Origin of the sequence: Micromonospora sp. C51, from assembly GCF_018070435.1 — a bacterium.
In the GTDB taxonomy this organism is placed as follows: domain Bacteria; phylum Actinomycetota; class Actinomycetes; order Mycobacteriales; family Micromonosporaceae; genus Micromonospora; species Micromonospora sediminimaris.
Genome location: NZ_JAGPXQ010000024.1, coordinates 1 through 17,920, shown reverse-complemented (window position 1 = coordinate 17,920; position 17,920 = coordinate 1). Strand labels below are relative to the sequence as shown.

Genomic DNA, 17,920 nt, shown 5'->3' with positions numbered 1-17,920 from the left:
TGTCGCGGCCGTGGCCCTGGATCAGCACGGGAGCGCGGCTTGCCGGTTGGACCCCGGCCGGGTTATCTGGAGGCGTGGACCATCCCTGGCTGACGACCCCGGCCGCCGACGTCGCGCAGACGGCGCGGCAGCTGCTGGGCTGGGAGGTGTCGGCCAACGGGGTCCGGATCAGACTGACCGAGGTCGAGGCGTACGCCGGCACCGGTGTGGATCCCGCCTCGCACGCGCATCGCGGACCGACGCCCCGGACGACTGTGATGTTCGGTCCCGCGGGCTACGCCTACACCTACTTCGTCTTCGGGATGCACTGGTGCCTGAACGTCGTCTGCGGCGACGAGGGGGAGGCGGCGGCGGTCCTGCTGCGCGCCGGCGAGGTGGTCGACGGTATGGACCTGGCCCGCAAGCGGCGTGGCGAGGTGGCCGACCGGGATCTCGCGCGCGGACCCGCACGGCTGGTGGTCGCGCTCGGCGTCGACGCGGCGGCGAACGGCACCTGCATGCTCGACGGGACCGGACCGTTGCTGCTGACGCCGCCGACCCGCCCGGTCACGCCGTCGGCCATCTCCGTCGGCCCACGCGTCGGCGTGGCCGCCGCGCACGACGTGCCGTGGCGGTTCTGGATCACCGGCGACCCCACCGTCAGTCCGTACCGGCGGCACGTGCCCCGCCGACGAGCCTGAGGGCCGCCCGCGACCGGCGTCGTCGATCGGCCTCGGGGATGAGACGGGCGTGACGGGGGACACTGGTGTGCGGCGGGCTCGCGGAATAGTTGATTCGTCAAATATGTTGTCGGGGGCGTCGGGCAGCACCGCCCGGTCGGACGACACGAGGGAGCGGTCATGCAGTTCGGAGTCTTCACCGTCGGCGACGTCACGGTCGACCCGACAAACGGCCGGGAGCCCACCGAAGCCGAACGGATCAAGGCGATGGTGACCATCGCGCTGAAGGCCGAGGAGGTCGGCCTCGACGTCTTCGCCACCGGCGAGCACCACAACCCGCCGTTCGTGCCCTCGTCGCCCACCACCATGCTGGGCTGGATCGCCGCCCGCACCGAGCGGCTGCTGCTCTCCACCGCGACCACCCTGATCACCACCAACGACCCGGTGAAGATCGCCGAGGACTACGCGATGCTGCAACACCTCGCCGACGGTCGGGTCGACCTGATGATGGGCCGGGGCAACACCGGGCCGGTCTACCCCTGGTTCGGCCAGGACATCCGCAACGGTATCCCCCTCGCCATCGAGAACTACGACCTGCTGCGCCGGCTGTGGCGCGAGGACGTGGTCGACTGGAAGGGCAAGTTCCGCACCCCGTTGCAGTCGTTCACCTCGACGCCGCGCCCGCTCGACGGGGTACCCCCGTTCGTGTGGCACGGCTCCATCCGCAGCCCGGAGATCGCCGAGCAGGCCGCCTACTACGGCGACGGGTTCTTCGCCAACCACATCTTCTGGCCCGCTGAGCACACCCGGCGGATGGTCGGCCTGTACCGGCAGCGTTTCGAGCACTACGGTCACGGCTCGGCCGACCAGGCGATCGTGGGTCTCGGTGGCCAGGTGTTCATGCGGCGCAACTCCCAGGACGCGGTACGTGAGTTCCGCCCCTACTTCGACAACGCGCCGGTCTACGGCCACGGCCCCTCGCTGGAGGAGTTCACCGCGCAGACCCCGCTGACCGTGGGCAGCCCGCAGCAGGTCATCGACCGTACGCTCAGCTTCCGCGACTACGTGGGTGACTACCAGCGGCAGTTGTTCCTCGTCGACCACGCCGGGCTGCCGTTGAAGACCGTCCTGGAGCAGCTCGATCTGCTCGGCGAGGAGGTCGTGCCGGTGCTGCGCAAGGAATTCGAGTCGCTGCGGCCGGCGCACGTGCCGCTGGCGCCGACCCACGCCTCGCTGCTGGCCGCCGCCGGGGGCGGCAGCGACAGCACCGTCCACGCCATCGACGACGTCACCGGCCGGGCACCGGAGGCCGCGCGATGACCGTGCGTACCCTCGCCGTGGTCTCGGCCGGTCTCAGCCAGCCCTCATCGACCCGGCTGCTGGCCGACCAACTCGCCGTGGCCACCCGCGACGAGTTGGTCCGGCACGGCGAGCAGGTCGAGCTGCGCCCGGTGGAACTGCGCGAACACGCCCACGACATCGTCAACCACCTGCTCACCGGTTTTCCGTCGGAGCCGCTGCGGCAGGTGCTGGACGAGGTCACCGGCGCCGACGGGCTGATCGCCGTCAGTCCGATCTTCAACGCCTCGTACAACGGTCTGTTCAAGTCGTTCTTCGACCTGGTCGACGCCGACGCGATCGGCGGCCGTGCGGTGCTGGTCGGCGCGACCGGCGGCACCGCACGGCACTCCCTGGCGCTGGAGCACGCGCTCCGTCCGATGTTCACCTACCTGCGGGCGGTGGTGACGCCGACCGCGGTCTTCGCCGCACCGGAGGACTGGTCCGGCGGGACCGTCGACGGTGCGCTGCGCGCCCGGATCGAGCGCGCCGGTCGGGAACTGGCCGAGCTGGTGCGGCGCAGTACCCCGTCCAGCGGGCCCGTCGACCCGTTCGCCCTCACCACCAGCTTCGATCAACTGCTCAACGGCCGGGACGGCTGATCCCGCCGGCCGGGCCGCCGACGTGGCGGCGGCCCGGCCGAGCGGTACTCACTGCTCCGGCTGGTGCGGGTGGGCGATGAGCACCGGGCAGCGGGCGTGGTGCACAAGCGTCTGGCTGACCGAGCCGAGCAGCAGCCCGGCGAAGCCACCCCGACCGCGCGATCCGGCCACCACGAGCGCCGCGTCCCCGGTCGCCTCGATCAGCGCCTGATCGGGCTTGGGCGCGACGATCACCCGCTCCTCCACGATCAGCCCTGGGTGGCTGCCCCGCGCCGCCGCGCCGGCGGTGGCGAGCAGGGCCGCCGCCTCCCCGTCGTCGTCGCCTTCGTCGGCGACGTGCATCAGCACCAGCGTCCCGCCGCGCCGGCCGGCTTCCTCCGCGCCGTAACCGACGGCGAGTTCGGCCGACTCCGAACCATCCACACCGACCAGCACCGGACCTTCGGTCGGGATCGGACGGTCGGGCGGGCGGATCACCAGCACCGGGCAGTGCCCGTGCGCGGCGACCTGGGTGCCGACCGAGCCGAGCAGCAGCCCGGCGAAACCGCCCAGGCCCCGGCTGCCCACCACCACCAGCTCCGCCCGCCGGGACTCCTCGACCAGGGTCGCGCCCGGCCCGCCGGCCACCTGACGCACCTCGACCGTCAACCCCGGCCACCGGTCCACCAGTTCGGCGGCGGTCTGTTCGAGCATCTTGCGGCCGTCCTCCGACGCTGCCGGCACGCCCACCTCGTACGGGTTGATCGGCACGCCGTAGCCGAGCGGATGCAGGTAGCCGTGTACCAGGTGCAGCGGGCGGGACCGCCACACCGCCGCCTGTGCCGCGTGCTCCGCGGCCACCAGGCTCGGCGGTGATCCGTCCACCCCCACCACGACAGGTCGGTTCATCGTCACTCCATGAGTCGGTCAGGGCTCATTGTCGACGCGTCCCGCCGCCGGGACGCGTCGACACACCACCGGTCAGGTCCCCTCGACCGTACGCAGCCTCCGGACGATCGCCAGCGGGGAGTGGGCGTGGTGCAGCACGGCGTGGCTGACCGAGCCGAGCAGCAGCCCGGCCAGCGCCCCGCGCCCGCGCGCGCCCACCACCACCAGTTGGGCGGTGCGGGACTCCTCCACCAGCGCCCGCCCCGGGGAACCGCGCACCAACCGCCGCCGCACCGGCACCTCCGGATAGCGCTCGGACCAGCCGGCCACCGCCTCGGCGAGGAGGCGTTCCTCCTCGTCCCGGAAAGCGTCCAGGTCGTAGACCAGGGGCAGGATGTCACCGGGACCGGCCGGGGTCGGATAGAGCCAGGCGTGCACCGCGACCAGGTCGGTGCCGCGCCACGCCGCCTCCTCGAAGGCGAACCGGACGGCCTCCCGGGACAGCTCCGAACCGTCGACGCCGACCACCACCGGCCCATCCGCCCTCGACTCGCCGCGAACCACCAGCACCGGACCGTCCGCGTGGGCGCTGACCTGCACGGCCACCGACCCGAGCAGCAGCCCGGCGAAGCCGCCCAGCCCCCGGTTGCCGAGGACGACCAACGCCGCGTCCCGGGCCTCGGCGAGCAGGACGGTGCTCGCCGCTCCGTCGACCACCTCACCGGTCACCGCCACCTCCGGGGCCACCTTGCCGGCCTCGGCGACGGCGTCGGCCAGGCACCGTTCGGCCTGGTGACGCAGCCCGCCGTCGGCCGGCGCACCCGGAGCGGGGCCCAGCGGCACCCCCATCAGCGGCCAGATGAACGCGTGCACGATCCGCAGCGGACGATGCCGGTACGCCGCCTCCCGCGCGGCGGCGCGCACCGCGTGCAGGGCGATCTCGGAACCGTCCACGCCCACCACGACGGGGGCGCCGGTGTTGCTGGTCATCACATCTCCTTCTCGACTCCACTGTCAGCCTCGCTCACTGACGGCGGAAAGGTGGACAGATCGGTGTCCGGCGTACGTCGAGTCAGCCGCAGCACCAGACCGGGCAGGACGCTGACCGCAGCGCAGGCCAGCAGCTCGGTGACGCCGAGGACCTCGGTGCCGAGCAGCTCCCGCAGCGACGGCAGCAGCACTCCGGCCACCTGGAGCAGTGCGGAGGCGGCGACCGCGAGCGGCAGTGCCAGGTTGCCCCGCCGCTGTCCGCCCGGCCGTGGCGCGCGGACCGCCAGGGCCACGCCGAGCTGGGCCAGGCCGAGAACGATGAAGATCACCGACTGCCACGGCCGGTCCCAGTGGGCGGCGAGCACGCCGGCTCCCAGGGTCACCGCCGCGATCAGCGCGCCGCCGACCAGGATCTGCCGGCCCAGCCCCGCGCCGAGCACCGACTCCTGCGGTGAGCGGGGCACCCGACGCAGGGCGCCGGGTTCGGCCGGTTCGGCGCCCAGGGCAACCCCGGGCACCCCGTGGGTGAGCAGGTTGATCCAGAGGATCTGGGCCGGCAGCAGCGGCACGGGCAGGCCGAACAGCGGCCCGAGCAGCATCACCGCGATCTCGGCCACTCCGCCGGAGAGGGCGTAGCGCAGGAACCGGCGGATGTTGTCGTAGATCCTGCGGCCCTCGCCGATGGCGGTGGCCACGGTGGACAGGTCGTCGTCGACCAGTACCAGGTCGGCCGCCTGCCGGGCCACCTCGGTGCCGCCGCCCATCGCCACCCCGATGTCGGCTCGGCGCAGCGCCGGTGCGTCGTTGACGCCGTCGCCGGTCATCGCCACCACATGCCCTCGGGACTGCAACCCGGCGATGATGTCGAGCTTCTGCTCCGGCTGGGTACGCGCGAACACCCGCGCCGCCGCCGGTGCCTCGGCGGGGTCACCGTCGTCGCCGCGTACCACCGGGTCGCCGTCAGCCCACAGGCCCAGCTGACCGGCGATGGCCGCCGCGGTCGCCGGGTGGTCCCCGGTGACCAGCACGAGCCGCACACCGGCGTCGGCGAAACCGTCGGCGATGTCCGGTGCTCCGGCACGCAGCGGGTCGCCGACGGCGACCAGACCCACCGGACGCAGTCCCTCGGGGTGGGCGAGGTCGGCCGGTGGGGCGTCCACCAGGGCGGCGGCCACCGCCAGCACCCGCAGCCCGTCACCGGCCAGCCGGTGCGCGGCGGCGGTCAGGGCGGCCAACTCGTCGACGTCGGCGTCGAGCAGTGGCGTGGTGAGCACGTTCTCCGGGGCACCCTTGCACACCACCAGGTAGCGACGGTCGCAGGAGCGGTGCACCGTGGTCATCCGGCGCAACTGCTGGTCGAAGGGGTGCTCCGCGACCCGGGGCCAGGCGTTGCGGGTGGTCTCCGGATCCAGGCCGCAGCGGGCCGCGAAGGCCACCAGGGCCGCCTCCAGCGGATCGCCCACCGCGCCCCAGCGGGGTCGCTCCTCGGTCGGCGGGGCGAGGGTCGCGTCGTTGCAGAGCAGCCCGGCCCGAGCCAGCCGGCGCAACTCGTCCGGCACCGCCACCGGCGCGCCGTCCCGGTGCACGGTGCCGTGCGGGGCGTACCCGCTGCCGGTGACACCGAACCGCTCGCCGTCGCCGGTGACCGCCGACTGCACGGCCATCCGCCCCTCGGTCAGCGTGCCGGTCTTGTCCGAGGCGATCACGGTGACCGAGCCGAGCGTCTCCACCGCGTGCAGCCGGCGGGGGATCGCCCGGGCCGCCGCCATCCGGCGGGCACCCAGCGCCAGGGCCAGCGTCACCACCGCCGGCAGCGACTCCGGCACCGCGGCCACCACCAGGCTCACCGCGGTGACCGCCATGTCCACCAGGGGCCGACCGCTGAGCACACCGATGGCGAAGACCAGGCCGGACAACGCCACGGCGGCGAGGCCGAGGATCCGGCCGAGCGAGGCGAGCCGGCGTTGCAGCGGCGTGGCCGCCGGCCGGGTGGTGGCCGCCAGGGTGGCGATCCGGCCCAGGGCGCTGGCCGCGCCGGTGCGTACCACGGTGCCGGCGGCCCGACCGGTCGTCACCACCGTGCCGGCGCTGGCCTCCTCGCCCGCCGCCCGGGACACCGGCACCGACTCGCCGGTCAACGCCGACTCGTCCAGGTGCAGCCGGCTCGCGTCGTGCAGCAGCAGGTCGGCCGGCACCACGTCGCCGGATTCGACCCGGACCAGGTCACCCCGGACCAGCTCGGTGGCGGGCAGCACCGCGTCCCGACCGTCGCGGACCACCCGGGCGGTCGGTGCGGCGAGCTGATCGAGCGCGGCGATGGCTCGGTCGGCGCGTACCTCCTGCACCACCCCGATCGCCGTGTTGACGGCGACCACGAGCAGGATCACCGCGGTGTCGGGGTAGTCCCGCAGCACCGTGGTGACCACGGCGGCGGCGAGCAGCAGCGCGACCAGGGGATCGGAGAGCTGATGCACGACCCGGGCAGCCAGGTGCCGGCGGGGCGGTGTCGCGGCGGCGTTCGGTCCGTCGACCCGCAGCCGCCGGGCGGCCTCGGTCCCAGCGAGCCCGGTGTCGGGTGCCGCCGCGACGATGCTCTCCGTGCGTACGTCACCGTCCGCGACCTGGACCTGTCCGGCCACCGTCCGCTCCGCCCTGTGCATCGGGCGTACCCCGGACGGCACGCCCCTTCGACACCAGCCTCGCTGGGACCGGCACCGCCCGGCAGGGGCGATCCGCCCGCGCTGCCCGGGACCAACGGCCCTGCCAGCCCGTCCCACCGTGGAGTCGGTGATGCCCGCGCGCCGCTGGCCCGTCGGGCCCGCACCGACTGCCGCCCGACCGACGTCGGTCATGATCCGAGCAGCATCCGTGCTGCTGCTGCCTCCGTCCGGTCCGAGGCAGCAGCAGCATCGAAAGTGCTCGCCGTGTTCCGCCCGACGCTGCGGCTCAGTGCTCGACGACCAGGCGGCGGGCCCGCAACAGGCGGGCCCACCAGGGACGGGCAGCCCGGGGAGCCGGAGCGCGTACCCCTCGGAAGCTGACCCAGCCGCCCGGGCCCATGGTCAACCGCGCGACCGCGGGTGGCCTGCGCCGACCCAGCACCGTCACCCCGGCGGTGACCAGCCCGACGGCCAGCACCCCGGCGGTGGCGACCAGCAGCCGATCCGGGTCGGGCAGCGGCCGGTACCGCACCCGCCCGCCGATCGCGACGAACACGCCGACCGGACGTCCGTCGCGGGTCACCGGCACCAGCGCCGCCGGCGGCGTGCCGGGCAGCTCCAGCACCGGCCCGACCGACAGCGGTGCTGCCGGCTGCGGTGCCGCTTCCGGAGCCGGTCGGGGCTGGGCCAGCGGCACCGACCCGGTGGCATTGAAGATCGCAGTCATCTCGGGTACCTCCTATCGAGCGTCGGAGCCGGCGCAGTCGCGGGCCACCGCGGCCCGACCGGCGGCCAACCGGGCGATCGGCACCCGGTACGGCGAGCAGGAGACGTAGTCGAGTCCGGCGTCGGCGAAGAACTCCACCGACTCCGGGTCACCGCCGTGTTCGCCGCAGACCCCCACGGTCAGCCCGGGTCGCGCGGCCCGGCCCTCGGTCACCGCCAGGCGGACCAGCCGGCCCACCCCGGCGACGTCGACGGTCTCGAACGGCGACGCCTCGACGATGCCCCGCTCCAGGTAGTCACCGAGGAACGAGCCCTCCCCGTCGTCGCGGGAGAACGCCCAGGTGGTCTGGGTCAGGTCGTTGGTGCCGAGGGAGAAGAACTCCGCCTCGCCCGCGATCGCCCCGGCGGTCAGTGCCGCCCGCGGCGTCTCGACCATCGTGCCGACCGGGATCGGCGGCGCCCCCGGCACGGTGGCCAGCACGTCGGCCACCTCGGCCCGCACCGTGGCCAGCTCGTGCACGTCGACGACCAGCGGCACCATGATTTCCGGACGCGGGTCGCCGCCCTCGGCCACCCGCCGGGCCGCCGCCTCCGCCACGGCCCGGACCTGCATCGCGAACAGGCCCGGGACCACCAGGCCCAACCGGACCCCGCGCAGGCCCAGCATCGGGTTGCTCTCCTGCATCCGGCGGACGGCGGCCAGCAGCACCGCGTCGCGGCCCGGGTCCTGCCCGAGCGCCTCCGCCCGGGCCACCCGCGCGGCCAGCTCGGGCAGCGGGGGGAGGAACTCGTGCAGCGGCGGGTCGAGCAGCCGGATGGTCACCGGCCGGCCGTCCATCGCCGCGAGGATCGCGACGAAGTCCTCCCGCTGCAACGGCAGCAGCTCCGCCAGCGCGGCGTGGATCTCATCCAGCCCGTCGGCCAGGATCAACCGCTCCACCAGGGCCCGGCGGGGGCCCAGGAACATGTGCTCGGTACGGCACAGCCCGACGCCGTCCGCGCCGAGCCTCCGCGCCCGCGACGCGTCGTCGGGGGTGTCGGCGTTGGCGCGTACGCCGAGCCGCCGCACCGAGTCGGCGTGCCGCAGCAGCCGATCCACCGCCGAGACCAGCCGGTCGGACTGCGGCGCCAGCTCACCGGCGAGGTAGCGGGTCACCGGGGACGGACGCACCGGCACCTCGCCGAGGTAGATCCGGCCGGTGGTGCCGTCGATGGAGATGAGGTCGCCGGCCCGCACCGTCCGGTCGCCGACGCGGAACTCGCCCCGTTCCGGGTCGATCTCCAGTGCCTCCGCCCCGCACACACAGGTGCGTCCCATGCCCCGGGCGACCACCGCCGCGTGCGAGGTCTTGCCACCCCGGGCGGTGAGGATGCCGGCGGCGGCGATCATGCCGGGCAGGTCGTCCGGGTTGGTTTCCCGGCGGACCAGGATCACCGGCCCGTCCGCCGCGGTGGCGGCGGCGTTGTCGAAGACCACCCGGCCGGCGGCGGCTCCGGGCGAGGCGCCGACGCCGGTGGCCACCGGCTCCGGCGTGGCTTCCGGGTCGAAGGTGGGGAACATCAGCTGGGCGAGCTGTGCCCCGCTGACCCGGGTCAACGCCTCGTCCCAGCTGATCAGACCCTCGTCGGCCAGCTGCGCGGCGATCACGAACGCCGCCGCCGGGGTGCGCTTGCCGACCCGGGTCTGCAACATCCACAACCGGCCCCGCTCGATGGTGAACTCCACGTCGCACAGGTCCCGGTAGTGCCGCTCCAGCGTCGTCATGATCCCGGTCAGCCGGCGGAAGCTGGCCGGGTCGAGCCGGGACAGTTCGTCCAGCCCCACCGTGTTGCGGACCCCGGCCACCACGTCCTCGCCCTGGGCGTCGGACAGGTAGTCGCCGTACACGCCGGGCGCGCCGGTGGCCGGATCACGGGTGAACGCCACCCCGGTACCCGAGTCCGGGCCCAGGTTGCCGAAGACCATCGCCATCACGTTGACCGCGGTGCCCAGGTCGTCGGGAATGTGTTCGCGGCGTCGGTAGAGCACCGCCCGAGAGGCGTTCCACGACTCGAAGACCGCCCGGATCGCCAGGTACAGCTGCTCGTGCGGGGCCTGTGGGAAGTCGTGACCGACCCGGTCGGCGAACACCTTCTTGTACGTCTCGACCAGCCCGCGCAACTGCTCCGCCGTCGGGCCGTCCGGCCCGGCGCTGGCCCGCAACGCGTCCAGTTCTCGGTCGAACTCCTCGGCCGGCACACCGTGCACCGTCCGACCGAACATCTGAATCAACCGTCGGTACGAGTCCCAGGCGAACCGCTCGTCGCCGCTGATCCGGGCCAGCCCGGTCACGGTGGCATCGTTGAGCCCGATGTCCAGGATGGTCTCCATCATCCCGGGCATCGAGTAGCGTCCGCCGGAACGGACGGCCAGCAGCAGCGGCTCAGCCGGGTCGCCGAGCCGCCGGCCCAGCCGCCCCTCGACCTCTCGCAGGTGGGCGTTCACCTCGTCGAACAGTCCTTCCGGCACCGCCCGGTCGACGAGGTACGCCCGGCACGCGTCGGTGCTGACGGTGAAGCCGGGCGGCACCGGCAACCCGAGCCGGGTCATCTCGGCGAGGTTGGCGCCCTTGCCGCCGAGCAGGTCCGCCATGCCTCGACCGCCCTCGATGAAGTCGTACACGTACCTGGTCATGACCCGGCCTCCACTTCGCCGTCGATGCCTCTGCCTCGTTGGTAGCAACGCCGCCGCTGGTGGGGGCAGGGCCGAAAGCCGATCCGAACAGGGTCGCTGGTCCTCAACCGGGCCGCGTATGGTCGGCCGGTGACCGATGACCTGCGGCTCCGCCCGGTACGCGAGGACGACCTGGTGGAGTTCTTCGTCCACCAGCTCGACCCGGAGGCCAACCGGATGGCCGCCTTCGGCGCCGAGGACCCGACGGACCGGCGGGCGTTCGCCGCGCACTGGGTCCGCATCCTCACCGGCCCGGAGAACCTGGCCCGCACGGTGACCGTCGACGACACGGTGGTCGGTCACGTGCTGGCCTTCCCCGTCGACGACGCGTTCGAGGTCAGCTACTGGATCGACCGGCCGCACTGGGGCCGTGGGTACGCCACCCGTGCCCTGGCCACGCTGCTGCGGGAGGTCACCCGCCGGCCGCTGTTCGCGCGGACGGCCACCGACAACGCCGCGTCGCTGACGGTGCTTCGCCGCTGCGGCTTCGTCGTGCGCGGCACCGACCGGGCGTACGCACCGGGACGCGGCCACGAGATCGACGAGTACGTCCTGGAGCTGCCGCCGTCACCCGGCACCGACCCGGCGTGATCCGCCCCCTGACACCGGGGCTGACCAGGGCGGCGACTACCCTCGCGGGGTGAACTGGCTGGAACTGGTCGGCTGGGCCGGCTCCGCGTTGCTGGTCTGGTCGCTGCTGCAGACGCGCATCCTGCGGCTGCGCGCCCTGAACCTGGTCGGCTGTGCCGTCCTGATCGGCTACAACGCCACGATCCGGGTGTGGCCCATGGTCGGGCTGAACGTGGTGCTGGCCGTGATCAACATCTGGTATCTGCGGCGGCTGCTCACCACCCGCCACGACGAGCAGACCTACCAGGTCGTCGAGGTGGGGGCCGACGACGCGTTCCTGGCCCACACGCTGCGGGTGCACGCCGCCGACATCGCCCGGTTCAACCCGGGCTTCCACCCGGACCGGCTGGCCGGCCGTGCGGCCTTCCTCGTCGTACGCGCCGACGAGGTCGTCGGTGTGGTGCTGGTACGCGACGCCGGCGACGGGGTGGCCCAGGTCGACCTGGACTACGTCACCCCGCCGTTTCGTGACTTCACCCCCGGCGAGTTCGTCTACCGGCGCAGCAGCCTCTTCACCGACCGTGGGTTCCACCAGGTGGTGAGCCCGCCGGGCATGATCGCCCCGTACTACCACCGCCTCGGGTTCCGCCGTGCGGGGGAGTCGTACATCCTGGACCTGCCGGCACCGGTGCTGCCACCGGGCTGAGCGGGCCGACGGGTCCGACCGCCCTGGCCGAACGTTGATCCACCGCCCCGGCCGGGGCGATGATTCACCGCCGGGGCGAGTGGGCATAGGCACCGCTACGTCGGCGGGGCCACCACCGGCGGCGCCGCGGGGCGCGGTCCAGCGAGGGAGAACCAGGCGTGCAGAGCTACTGGAGCCAGCTGGCCCTGGTCGCAGTCCTGATCGTGGTGAACGCGATCTTCGCCGGCAGCGAGCTGGCGCTGGTGTCGCTGCGCGACAGCCAGGTTCAACGGCTGGAGCGCACCGGGCGCACGGGCCGGGTACTGGCCCGGCTGGCCCGCGACCCCAACCGGTTTCTGGCCACCATCCAGATCGGCATCACGCTGGCCGGCTTTCTCGCCTCGGCCGCCGCCGCGGTGTCGCTGGCCCGACCGCTGGTTCCGCTGTTGGAGGGTGTCGTCGGCCGGGCCGCCGGCCCGGTGTCCGTGGTACTGGTCACGTTGGTGCTGACCTTCGTCACCCTGGTCTTCGGTGAGCTGGCCCCGAAACGGATCGCCATGCAGGTCCCGGAGCGGTGGGCGCTGCTCGTCGCCCGCCCGCTCGACCTGCTCGCGGCCCTCACCCGGCCGGTCGTCTGGGTGCTCGGCGCCACCAGCGACCTGGTGGTACGGCTGTTCGGCCTGGACCCGAAACCCGAGCGGGACGAGATCAGCCCGGACGAGCTGCGGGAGATCGTGTCCGGTCATCACGGCTTCACCAAGGAGCAGCAGACCATCATCGCCGGCGCGGTGGAGATCGCCGAGCGGCGGCTGCGGGCGGTGCTGGTGCCGAGGTTGCAGGTCTTCTGCCTGGACAGCGGCACCACGGCAGAGGCCGCCCGACTCGTGCTGGCCGCCTCCGGGCACTCCCGCGCGCCGGTGGTACGCCACGGCGGCCTCGACGATTCGGTGGGCGTCATCCACCTGCGGGATCTGGTCGGCGTCGGTGACGATCAGCCGGTCGACGAGTACGCCCGCCCGCCGCTGCTGCTGCCGGACTCGGTACCGGTGGTCGACGCGCTGCGCCGGTTCAAGGCGGAGCGCCAGCACATGGCCCTGGTCGTCGACGAACGCGGTGCCGTCGAGGGCATCGTCACCCTGGAGGACATCCTCGAGGAGATCGTCGGAGAGATCTACGACGAGACCGACCGGGACGTCGGTGCGGTACGCACCGACGACGACGGGGCGCTGCTGCTGCCGGGCACGTTTCCCGTCCACGATCTGCCCGACATCGGCGTGGAGCTGCCCGGGCGTCCGGACGGCGACTACACCACCGTGGCCGGGCTGCTCCTGGCCGGTCTCGGTCGGATTCCCCGAGCCGGGGAGCATCTCACCGTCGACGCCTGGCGGCTGGAGGTGACGCTCGCCGACGACCGGGCGGTCTCCGGCATCCGGTTGTACCGCGCGACGGCGGCACCCGAGGACCCGGACGCCCCCGAGACAGCGACGCCCGCGGCCGCCGGCGCGGCCGAGACAGCTCCGCCTGCCATCTCCGACGCGCCCGAGTCGCAGCCGGACGACAGGTCGGGTACGCCGACCGACGGCTCTTCGGTGCTGGACGGCACCCGGCGCTGAGCGGGTTGCGCGCCTGGCTCGCCCGTGGTGGCGTCGTCCGGGGCGGCACGGCCTGCTCAGGCACGCTTCGAGTCAGCGCCGTCCGGCCCGTCCGGCCCGGGTGGGCCGGGTAGCGGCGGGTCCAACCGCACCCGATCCATCGGCACCTGCCAGGTGCTCCGACCGAGCAGCCGGGCCAGCGCCCGGATCGCCCAGGGGCCCGACGGATGCCGCTGCGGACCGATCAGCCGCCCACTCAACCGGCCGTACCAGTGCCGGGTGACCACCAGGTCGGTCAGCCGTAGCGGGCCGTCAGCGGGGCCGCGCAGCACGAGGTCCACCACCCGACCCAGACGGCGGCCCTGATGGTCGTACGCGGTCCGGCCCAGCAGCTCACCCGCTCGCACGGCCGGCCCCCGGGATCCGATCGATCAGGTGTCGGCGCAACCACTCCTCCACCGGCGAGGTGGGCAGCTCGTCGGCCCGCACCCGCAGCCAGACCGCACTGTCCACCCGCGTGACCAGGGCGTACGGGATGCGCAGTGGCGCAAGCGGCCGGTCCGTGACGAATCGTTCGGCGGTCAGCACCAGCATCCGGCCCAGCCGACCGCCGACCCGCTGCCCGAGCGCACCCGGGCCGGTGAGCAACGACCGCAGGTACGGCACCCCGTCCGCGCCGAGCCCGAACTCCACGTCGTCGACCTTGCCGACCAGTCGCCCGTCCCGGTCGACGAGTTGACGATCGAGCAGTTCCTGGCTGACCTGGATTCTCACTGGCCCATCCTCGTACCGATCGCCAGCGGTACGGCGACGATCGAGGCGGCGAGGATGACCAGCAGCAGCACCGCGCCCAGCAGATTGAGTGCCCGGCCGTTGACCCGGTCGCCCAGGTAGGTGCGGTCGTTGGCGACCACCAGGATCGGCAGGTAGGTCAGCGGCAACGCCACCGCACTGATGATCAGCATGTATTCGGTGAGCGTCACCGGGTCGACCGTGGTGAGCAGCAGGAGCACGCCCAGCAGCACGCTGACCAGCAGCACCGTGTGGAATCGGGCCGCCTCGCGCGGGCTGACCCGTTTGCCCCACTGCCAGCCGAAGTACTGCGCGGCGGCGTACGCAGCGGACAGTCCGGTCTCCAGCGCGGCGCCGAAGGTGACCGCGAAGAACGCCAGTGCCGCCACCGCCAGGCCGGCCGCGCCGAAGGCCAGCACCACCGGATGCGCGACCTGGTCGAGGCTGTCCACCGACAGGCCGGCGGGGCGCAGCACCACCGCCGCCGTGGCGATCAGCGACAGGGCGAGGAAGCCGCCAATCGGGAAGCCGACCAGCACGCTGAAGCGGGCATCGGCCAGGTCGTCGGCGCTCCAGCGTTCCTCGACCCCGCCGGAGGAGAAGAAGAAGACCTCGTACGGGCTCACCGTCGAGGCGAACAACGCCACCGCGACGAACCAGTACGCCCCCCAACCCTGACCCGCGTCGTCGGGTGCCACCGCGCTGCGCCCGAGCGCCGCCCAGTCGGTCGGCAGCCAGAACAGGGCGACGGCGAACACCACCAACGCGAGCCCGGCCAGCCCGAAGACCCGTTCCATCACCGGGAACCGCATGCGCCACAGCACCAACCAGACCGCGAACCCGGCGACAGGCACCCAGAGCAGGTACGGCACGCCGGTGGCCAGTCGCAACGCCAGCGCCACCCCGCCCAGCTCGGCGGCCAGGGTGATCACCGTGACCAGGTACGACGCCACCAGGTTGAGCAGTGCCATCCGGGCGCCGAGCCGTTCCCGGACCAGGTCGAACACCGCCCGGCCGGTCACCGCCGCGATCCGTCCGGCCATTTCCGCGTACGCGCAGATGGCGACGACCCCGAGCAGCAGCACCCAGGCGTGCGCCATGCCGAAGCGGGCACCGGCCTGGCCGGCGGCAACCAGGTCGCCGATGTCGACGAAGCCACCGACCGCGGACAGGATGCCGAGCGTGGCGGCGAGGAGCTTCCTCACGTCGGCGGTGCGGGCTCGGTCATCGACGCGACGATAACGCCGCGAAAGACGCCATCTACCCGAAACCGCCTTCAGCGCTGCCCAGGCGTGGCGGCGACGATGAAAGGCGGTCGGGCTGCGCCCAGTTCCCGGGCCGACGGTGTTCTGCCCGCTCGGCGAGCCCTGTCAGCCGGCCGCCCGTGTCGGTCCCGGCTCCGGCCAGTGAGTCCCGGCTTCTGTCAGTCGGCGGTCGGGTAGAGGTTCTGCAGGCGGACCTGGCCGCGGGCGACCAGCCGCCCGTCCGCGTCCGTGATCTCGACCTGCCACAGCTGTTGGCTCCGCCCCCGGTGCACCGGGGTGCCGACGGCAACCAGCTCACCCTCGTCCACGGCCCGCAGGAAGTCGGTCTGGTTGGACACCCCGACCACCCGCCCGCGCTCACCCAGCCAGACACCGGCACCCAGACTCGCCGCCGTCTCCACCACCGAGCAGTGGACCCCGCCGTGCAGGATCCCGTACGGCTGGTGCAGCTCCGGACGGACCCGCCAGCGGATCGTGACCCGGTCCCCGCTGATCTCGTCCAACTCCAGCCCGAGCAGGGCGAAGAAGCCACCCGACATCGTCGACACGTCCACGGCCACCTCCACGATCTTGGACTCGCCAGCCTAGTGCCGGTGCCTTCCGCCGGAACCCGGTAGGGCCGGACCGGGCTGATGGGGGACAATCGGTGACCGTGACCGACAGCACCCTCCCGCCGGTCCGGCGGGATTCCCTGACCGATGACCTGCGCTGGCGGGGTCTGCTCCAGGACTCCACCGACCCGGACGAGCTGCGCGCGTTGCTCGACGGCCCGGGAGCCGCCTTCTACGTGGGCTTCGACCCGACCGCGCCGAGCCTGCACGTCGGCCACCTGATGCAGGTCACCACCGCTCGTCGTCTCCAACTCGCCGGGCACCGGCCACTGCTGCTGGTCGGGGGCGCCACCGGGCAGATCGGCGATCCGAAGGAGAGCGCGGAACGGACCCTCAATCCGCCCGAGGTCGTGGCGAGCTGGGTGCAGCGGATCCGTGACCAGCTCGCGCCCTTCGTGTCGTACACTGGGGACCACGCCGCCCGCCTGGTCAACAACCTGGAGTGGACCGGCGAGATGTCGGTGGTGGAGTTCCTGCGTGACGTGGGCAAGCACTTCCCGGTCAACCGGATGCTGGCTCGCGAGGTGGTCCGGGCCCGGCTGGAGAGCGGCATCAGCTTCACCGAGTTCAGTTACCAGCTGCTCCAGGCCAACGACTTCTTCGAGCTGCACCGGCGGCACGGCTGCCAGCTCCAGTTCGGTGGCTCCGACCAGTGGGGCAACATCACCGCCGGTGTCGACTACGTCCGGCGACGCGGGCTCGGGCCGGTCCAGGCGTTCACCACCCCGCTGGTGACCAAGTCGGACGGCTCGAAGTTCGGCAAGACCGAGGGCGGCGCGATCTGGCTCGATCCCGAGATGACCAGCCCGTACGCCTTCTACCAGTTCTGGATCAACGTCGACGATCGGGACGTGGGTCGTTACCTGCGCTACTTCAGCTTCCGCAGCCGGGAGGAACTGGAGGAGCTGGAGAAGGAGACCGCGGAGCGGCCGGCGTCCCGGGCCGCGCAGCGTGCCCTCGCCGAGGAACTGACCACCCTGGTGCACGGTGAGCGGGAAATGGCTCAGGTGGTCGCCGCCAGTCAGGCCCTGTTCGGCCGGGGATCGCTGGACGACCTGTCCGCGGTGACGCTGCGCGCCGCGCTCACCGAGGCCGGGCTGGTACGCCTCGACGACCTTCCCGAGGTGGCCGCACTGTTCAAGGAGTCCGGCCTGGTGCCCAGCATGAAGGAAGCCCGGCGGGTGATCGCCGAGGGCGGTGCCTACGTGAACAACGTCCGCGTCGTCGCGGCGGACGCTGTGGTCTCTCCGGCGGAGCTGCTGCACGGCAGGTACCTCGTGCTGCGTCGGGGGAAGCGGTCCTTCGCCGGGGTGGAGGTCGGCCCCTGACCACCAACCGGCAGATGTGACGCGGGACGCGCCCGGCGGATTTGACGATCAATCCACCGGGCGCGTAACTTTCTCTCTGCCAGCGCGGAACGGACGAAACAGGGTGAAAGCCCAAGGCCGGAGCGCAGGTAGACCTTTCGGACCGGGTGGCTGAGTCCACCATGTCGGAGCCGGGCGGTGCCCCAGATTCGTCGGGAGGCGGATTTGGCGGGGCGAAACCGACCGGGTATGGTTGACGACCGGCAGGGCCCCAGGCGCGCTAGCGGGAGACCGCAGCGGCTGGCCTGCCAAACCACGATCGAATCGGCGGAAGCCGGCTTGATCGTGGTGCCCGGAGAAATGGGTTGAAGCGTGACAAAGCGGTGTGAGCCGGTTTGACACGGCAGAAACCACCGGGTAACGTAGTAAAAGTGCCCGGCGCGGGAGCGGTGGGTGGGATGGTTGCCCCGGATGGGATCCACGGTGTGGGTTTCGGATGGTGTGTGGTTGTTCTTTGAGAACTCAACAGGGTGCTTGATATGC

At 72.8% G+C, this 17,920-nt stretch carries 16 protein-coding genes; 7 read left to right on the top strand and 9 right to left on the bottom strand.

Features of this window, described 5'->3' with window-relative positions; genetic code table 11:
• The first annotated feature begins 74 nt into the window (after positions 1–74).
• The 3 genes from KBX50_RS21635 to KBX50_RS21625 all read left to right on the top strand — a co-directional run bounded on the left by KBX50_RS21635 (position 75) and on the right by KBX50_RS21625 (position 2,599).
• Positions 75–680 carry a DNA-3-methyladenine glycosylase gene (locus KBX50_RS21635; protein ID WP_210939266.1) on the top strand — a complete coding sequence of 202 codons (606 nt, stop codon included), beginning with the start codon at positions 75–77 and terminating at the stop codon, positions 678–680.
• 159 nt (positions 681–839) lie between these two features.
• Positions 840–1,979 carry an LLM class flavin-dependent oxidoreductase gene (locus KBX50_RS21630; protein WP_210939264.1) on the top strand — a complete coding sequence of 380 codons (1,140 nt, stop codon included), beginning with the start codon at positions 840–842 and terminating at the stop codon, positions 1,977–1,979.
• Entirely contained in the window at positions 1,976–2,599 is a 624-nt protein-coding gene (locus tag KBX50_RS21625; RefSeq protein WP_210939262.1) for an FMN reductase, read from the top strand. The genes KBX50_RS21630 and KBX50_RS21625 overlap by 4 nt, the downstream gene beginning before the upstream one ends.
• A gap of 48 nt (positions 2,600–2,647) precedes the next feature.
• Here the strand turns inward: KBX50_RS21625 and KBX50_RS21620 are convergent, their stop codons facing one another.
• From KBX50_RS21620 to ppdK, 5 genes are all read right to left on the bottom strand, one after another.
• On the bottom strand, positions 2,648–3,493 hold the full coding sequence (locus KBX50_RS21620; RefSeq protein WP_210939260.1) for a universal stress protein: 846 nt from the start codon (positions 3,491–3,493) through the stop codon (positions 2,648–2,650).
• 66 nt (positions 3,494–3,559) lie between these two features.
• A complete protein-coding gene (locus tag KBX50_RS21615; RefSeq protein WP_210939258.1) occupies positions 3,560–4,456 on the bottom strand; it encodes a universal stress protein in 897 nt (298 codons plus the stop codon).
• Positions 4,456–7,095 (bottom strand): cation-transporting P-type ATPase, encoded by a 2,640-nt coding sequence (locus tag KBX50_RS21610; protein WP_307871032.1) that lies wholly within the window; start codon positions 7,093–7,095, stop codon positions 4,456–4,458. Before KBX50_RS21610 ends, KBX50_RS21615 begins: the two co-directional genes overlap by 1 nt.
• Before the next feature lie 307 nt (positions 7,096–7,402).
• Complete coding sequence (locus KBX50_RS21605; RefSeq protein ID WP_210939254.1) at positions 7,403–7,843, bottom strand: hypothetical protein; 441 nt, start codon at positions 7,841–7,843, stop codon at positions 7,403–7,405.
• Between the two features lie 12 nt (positions 7,844–7,855).
• A complete protein-coding gene (gene ppdK / locus KBX50_RS21600; protein WP_210939252.1) occupies positions 7,856–10,516 on the bottom strand; it encodes a pyruvate, phosphate dikinase in 2,661 nt (886 codons plus the stop codon).
• A gap of 129 nt (positions 10,517–10,645) precedes the next feature.
• Here ppdK and KBX50_RS21595 point away from each other — a divergent pair, with 129 nt between their 5' ends.
• From KBX50_RS21595 to KBX50_RS21585, 3 genes are all read left to right on the top strand, one after another.
• A complete protein-coding gene (locus KBX50_RS21595) occupies positions 10,646–11,146 on the top strand; it encodes a GNAT family N-acetyltransferase (RefSeq protein ID WP_210939250.1) in 501 nt (166 codons plus the stop codon).
• Between the two features lie 49 nt (positions 11,147–11,195).
• Positions 11,196–11,831: a hypothetical protein gene (locus tag KBX50_RS21590; RefSeq protein WP_210939248.1), complete on the top strand. Its 636-nt coding sequence runs from the start codon at positions 11,196–11,198 to the stop codon at positions 11,829–11,831.
• Positions 11,832–11,989: 158 nt separating this feature from the next.
• On the top strand, positions 11,990–13,423 hold the full coding sequence (locus KBX50_RS21585) for a hemolysin family protein (RefSeq protein ID WP_210939247.1): 1,434 nt from the start codon (positions 11,990–11,992) through the stop codon (positions 13,421–13,423).
• 56 nt (positions 13,424–13,479) lie between these two features.
• Here the strand turns inward: KBX50_RS21585 and KBX50_RS21580 are convergent, their stop codons facing one another.
• From KBX50_RS21580 to KBX50_RS21565, 4 genes are all read right to left on the bottom strand, one after another.
• Entirely contained in the window at positions 13,480–13,809 is a 330-nt protein-coding gene (locus tag KBX50_RS21580) for a PRC-barrel domain-containing protein (protein ID WP_210939246.1), read from the bottom strand.
• Entirely contained in the window at positions 13,796–14,176 is a 381-nt protein-coding gene (locus KBX50_RS21575) for a hypothetical protein (RefSeq protein WP_210939245.1), read from the bottom strand. The genes KBX50_RS21580 and KBX50_RS21575 overlap by 14 nt, the downstream gene beginning before the upstream one ends.
• Positions 14,173–15,399 (bottom strand): NRAMP family divalent metal transporter, encoded by a 1,227-nt coding sequence (locus tag KBX50_RS21570; RefSeq protein WP_210939244.1) that lies wholly within the window; start codon positions 15,397–15,399, stop codon positions 14,173–14,175. Before KBX50_RS21570 ends, KBX50_RS21575 begins: the two co-directional genes overlap by 4 nt.
• A 218-nt stretch (positions 15,400–15,617) precedes the next feature.
• Positions 15,618–15,998: a PaaI family thioesterase gene (locus KBX50_RS21565; protein ID WP_170863436.1), complete on the bottom strand. Its 381-nt coding sequence runs from the start codon at positions 15,996–15,998 to the stop codon at positions 15,618–15,620.
• Positions 15,999–16,105: 107 nt separating this feature from the next.
• On the opposite strand from KBX50_RS21565, the gene tyrS reads away from it, so the two are divergent.
• Positions 16,106–17,398, top strand: coding sequence for a tyrosine--tRNA ligase (gene tyrS, locus KBX50_RS21560; protein WP_374224691.1), 1,293 nt, complete (start codon positions 16,106–16,108; stop codon positions 17,396–17,398).
• The last annotated feature ends 522 nt before the right edge of the window (positions 17,399–17,920 follow it).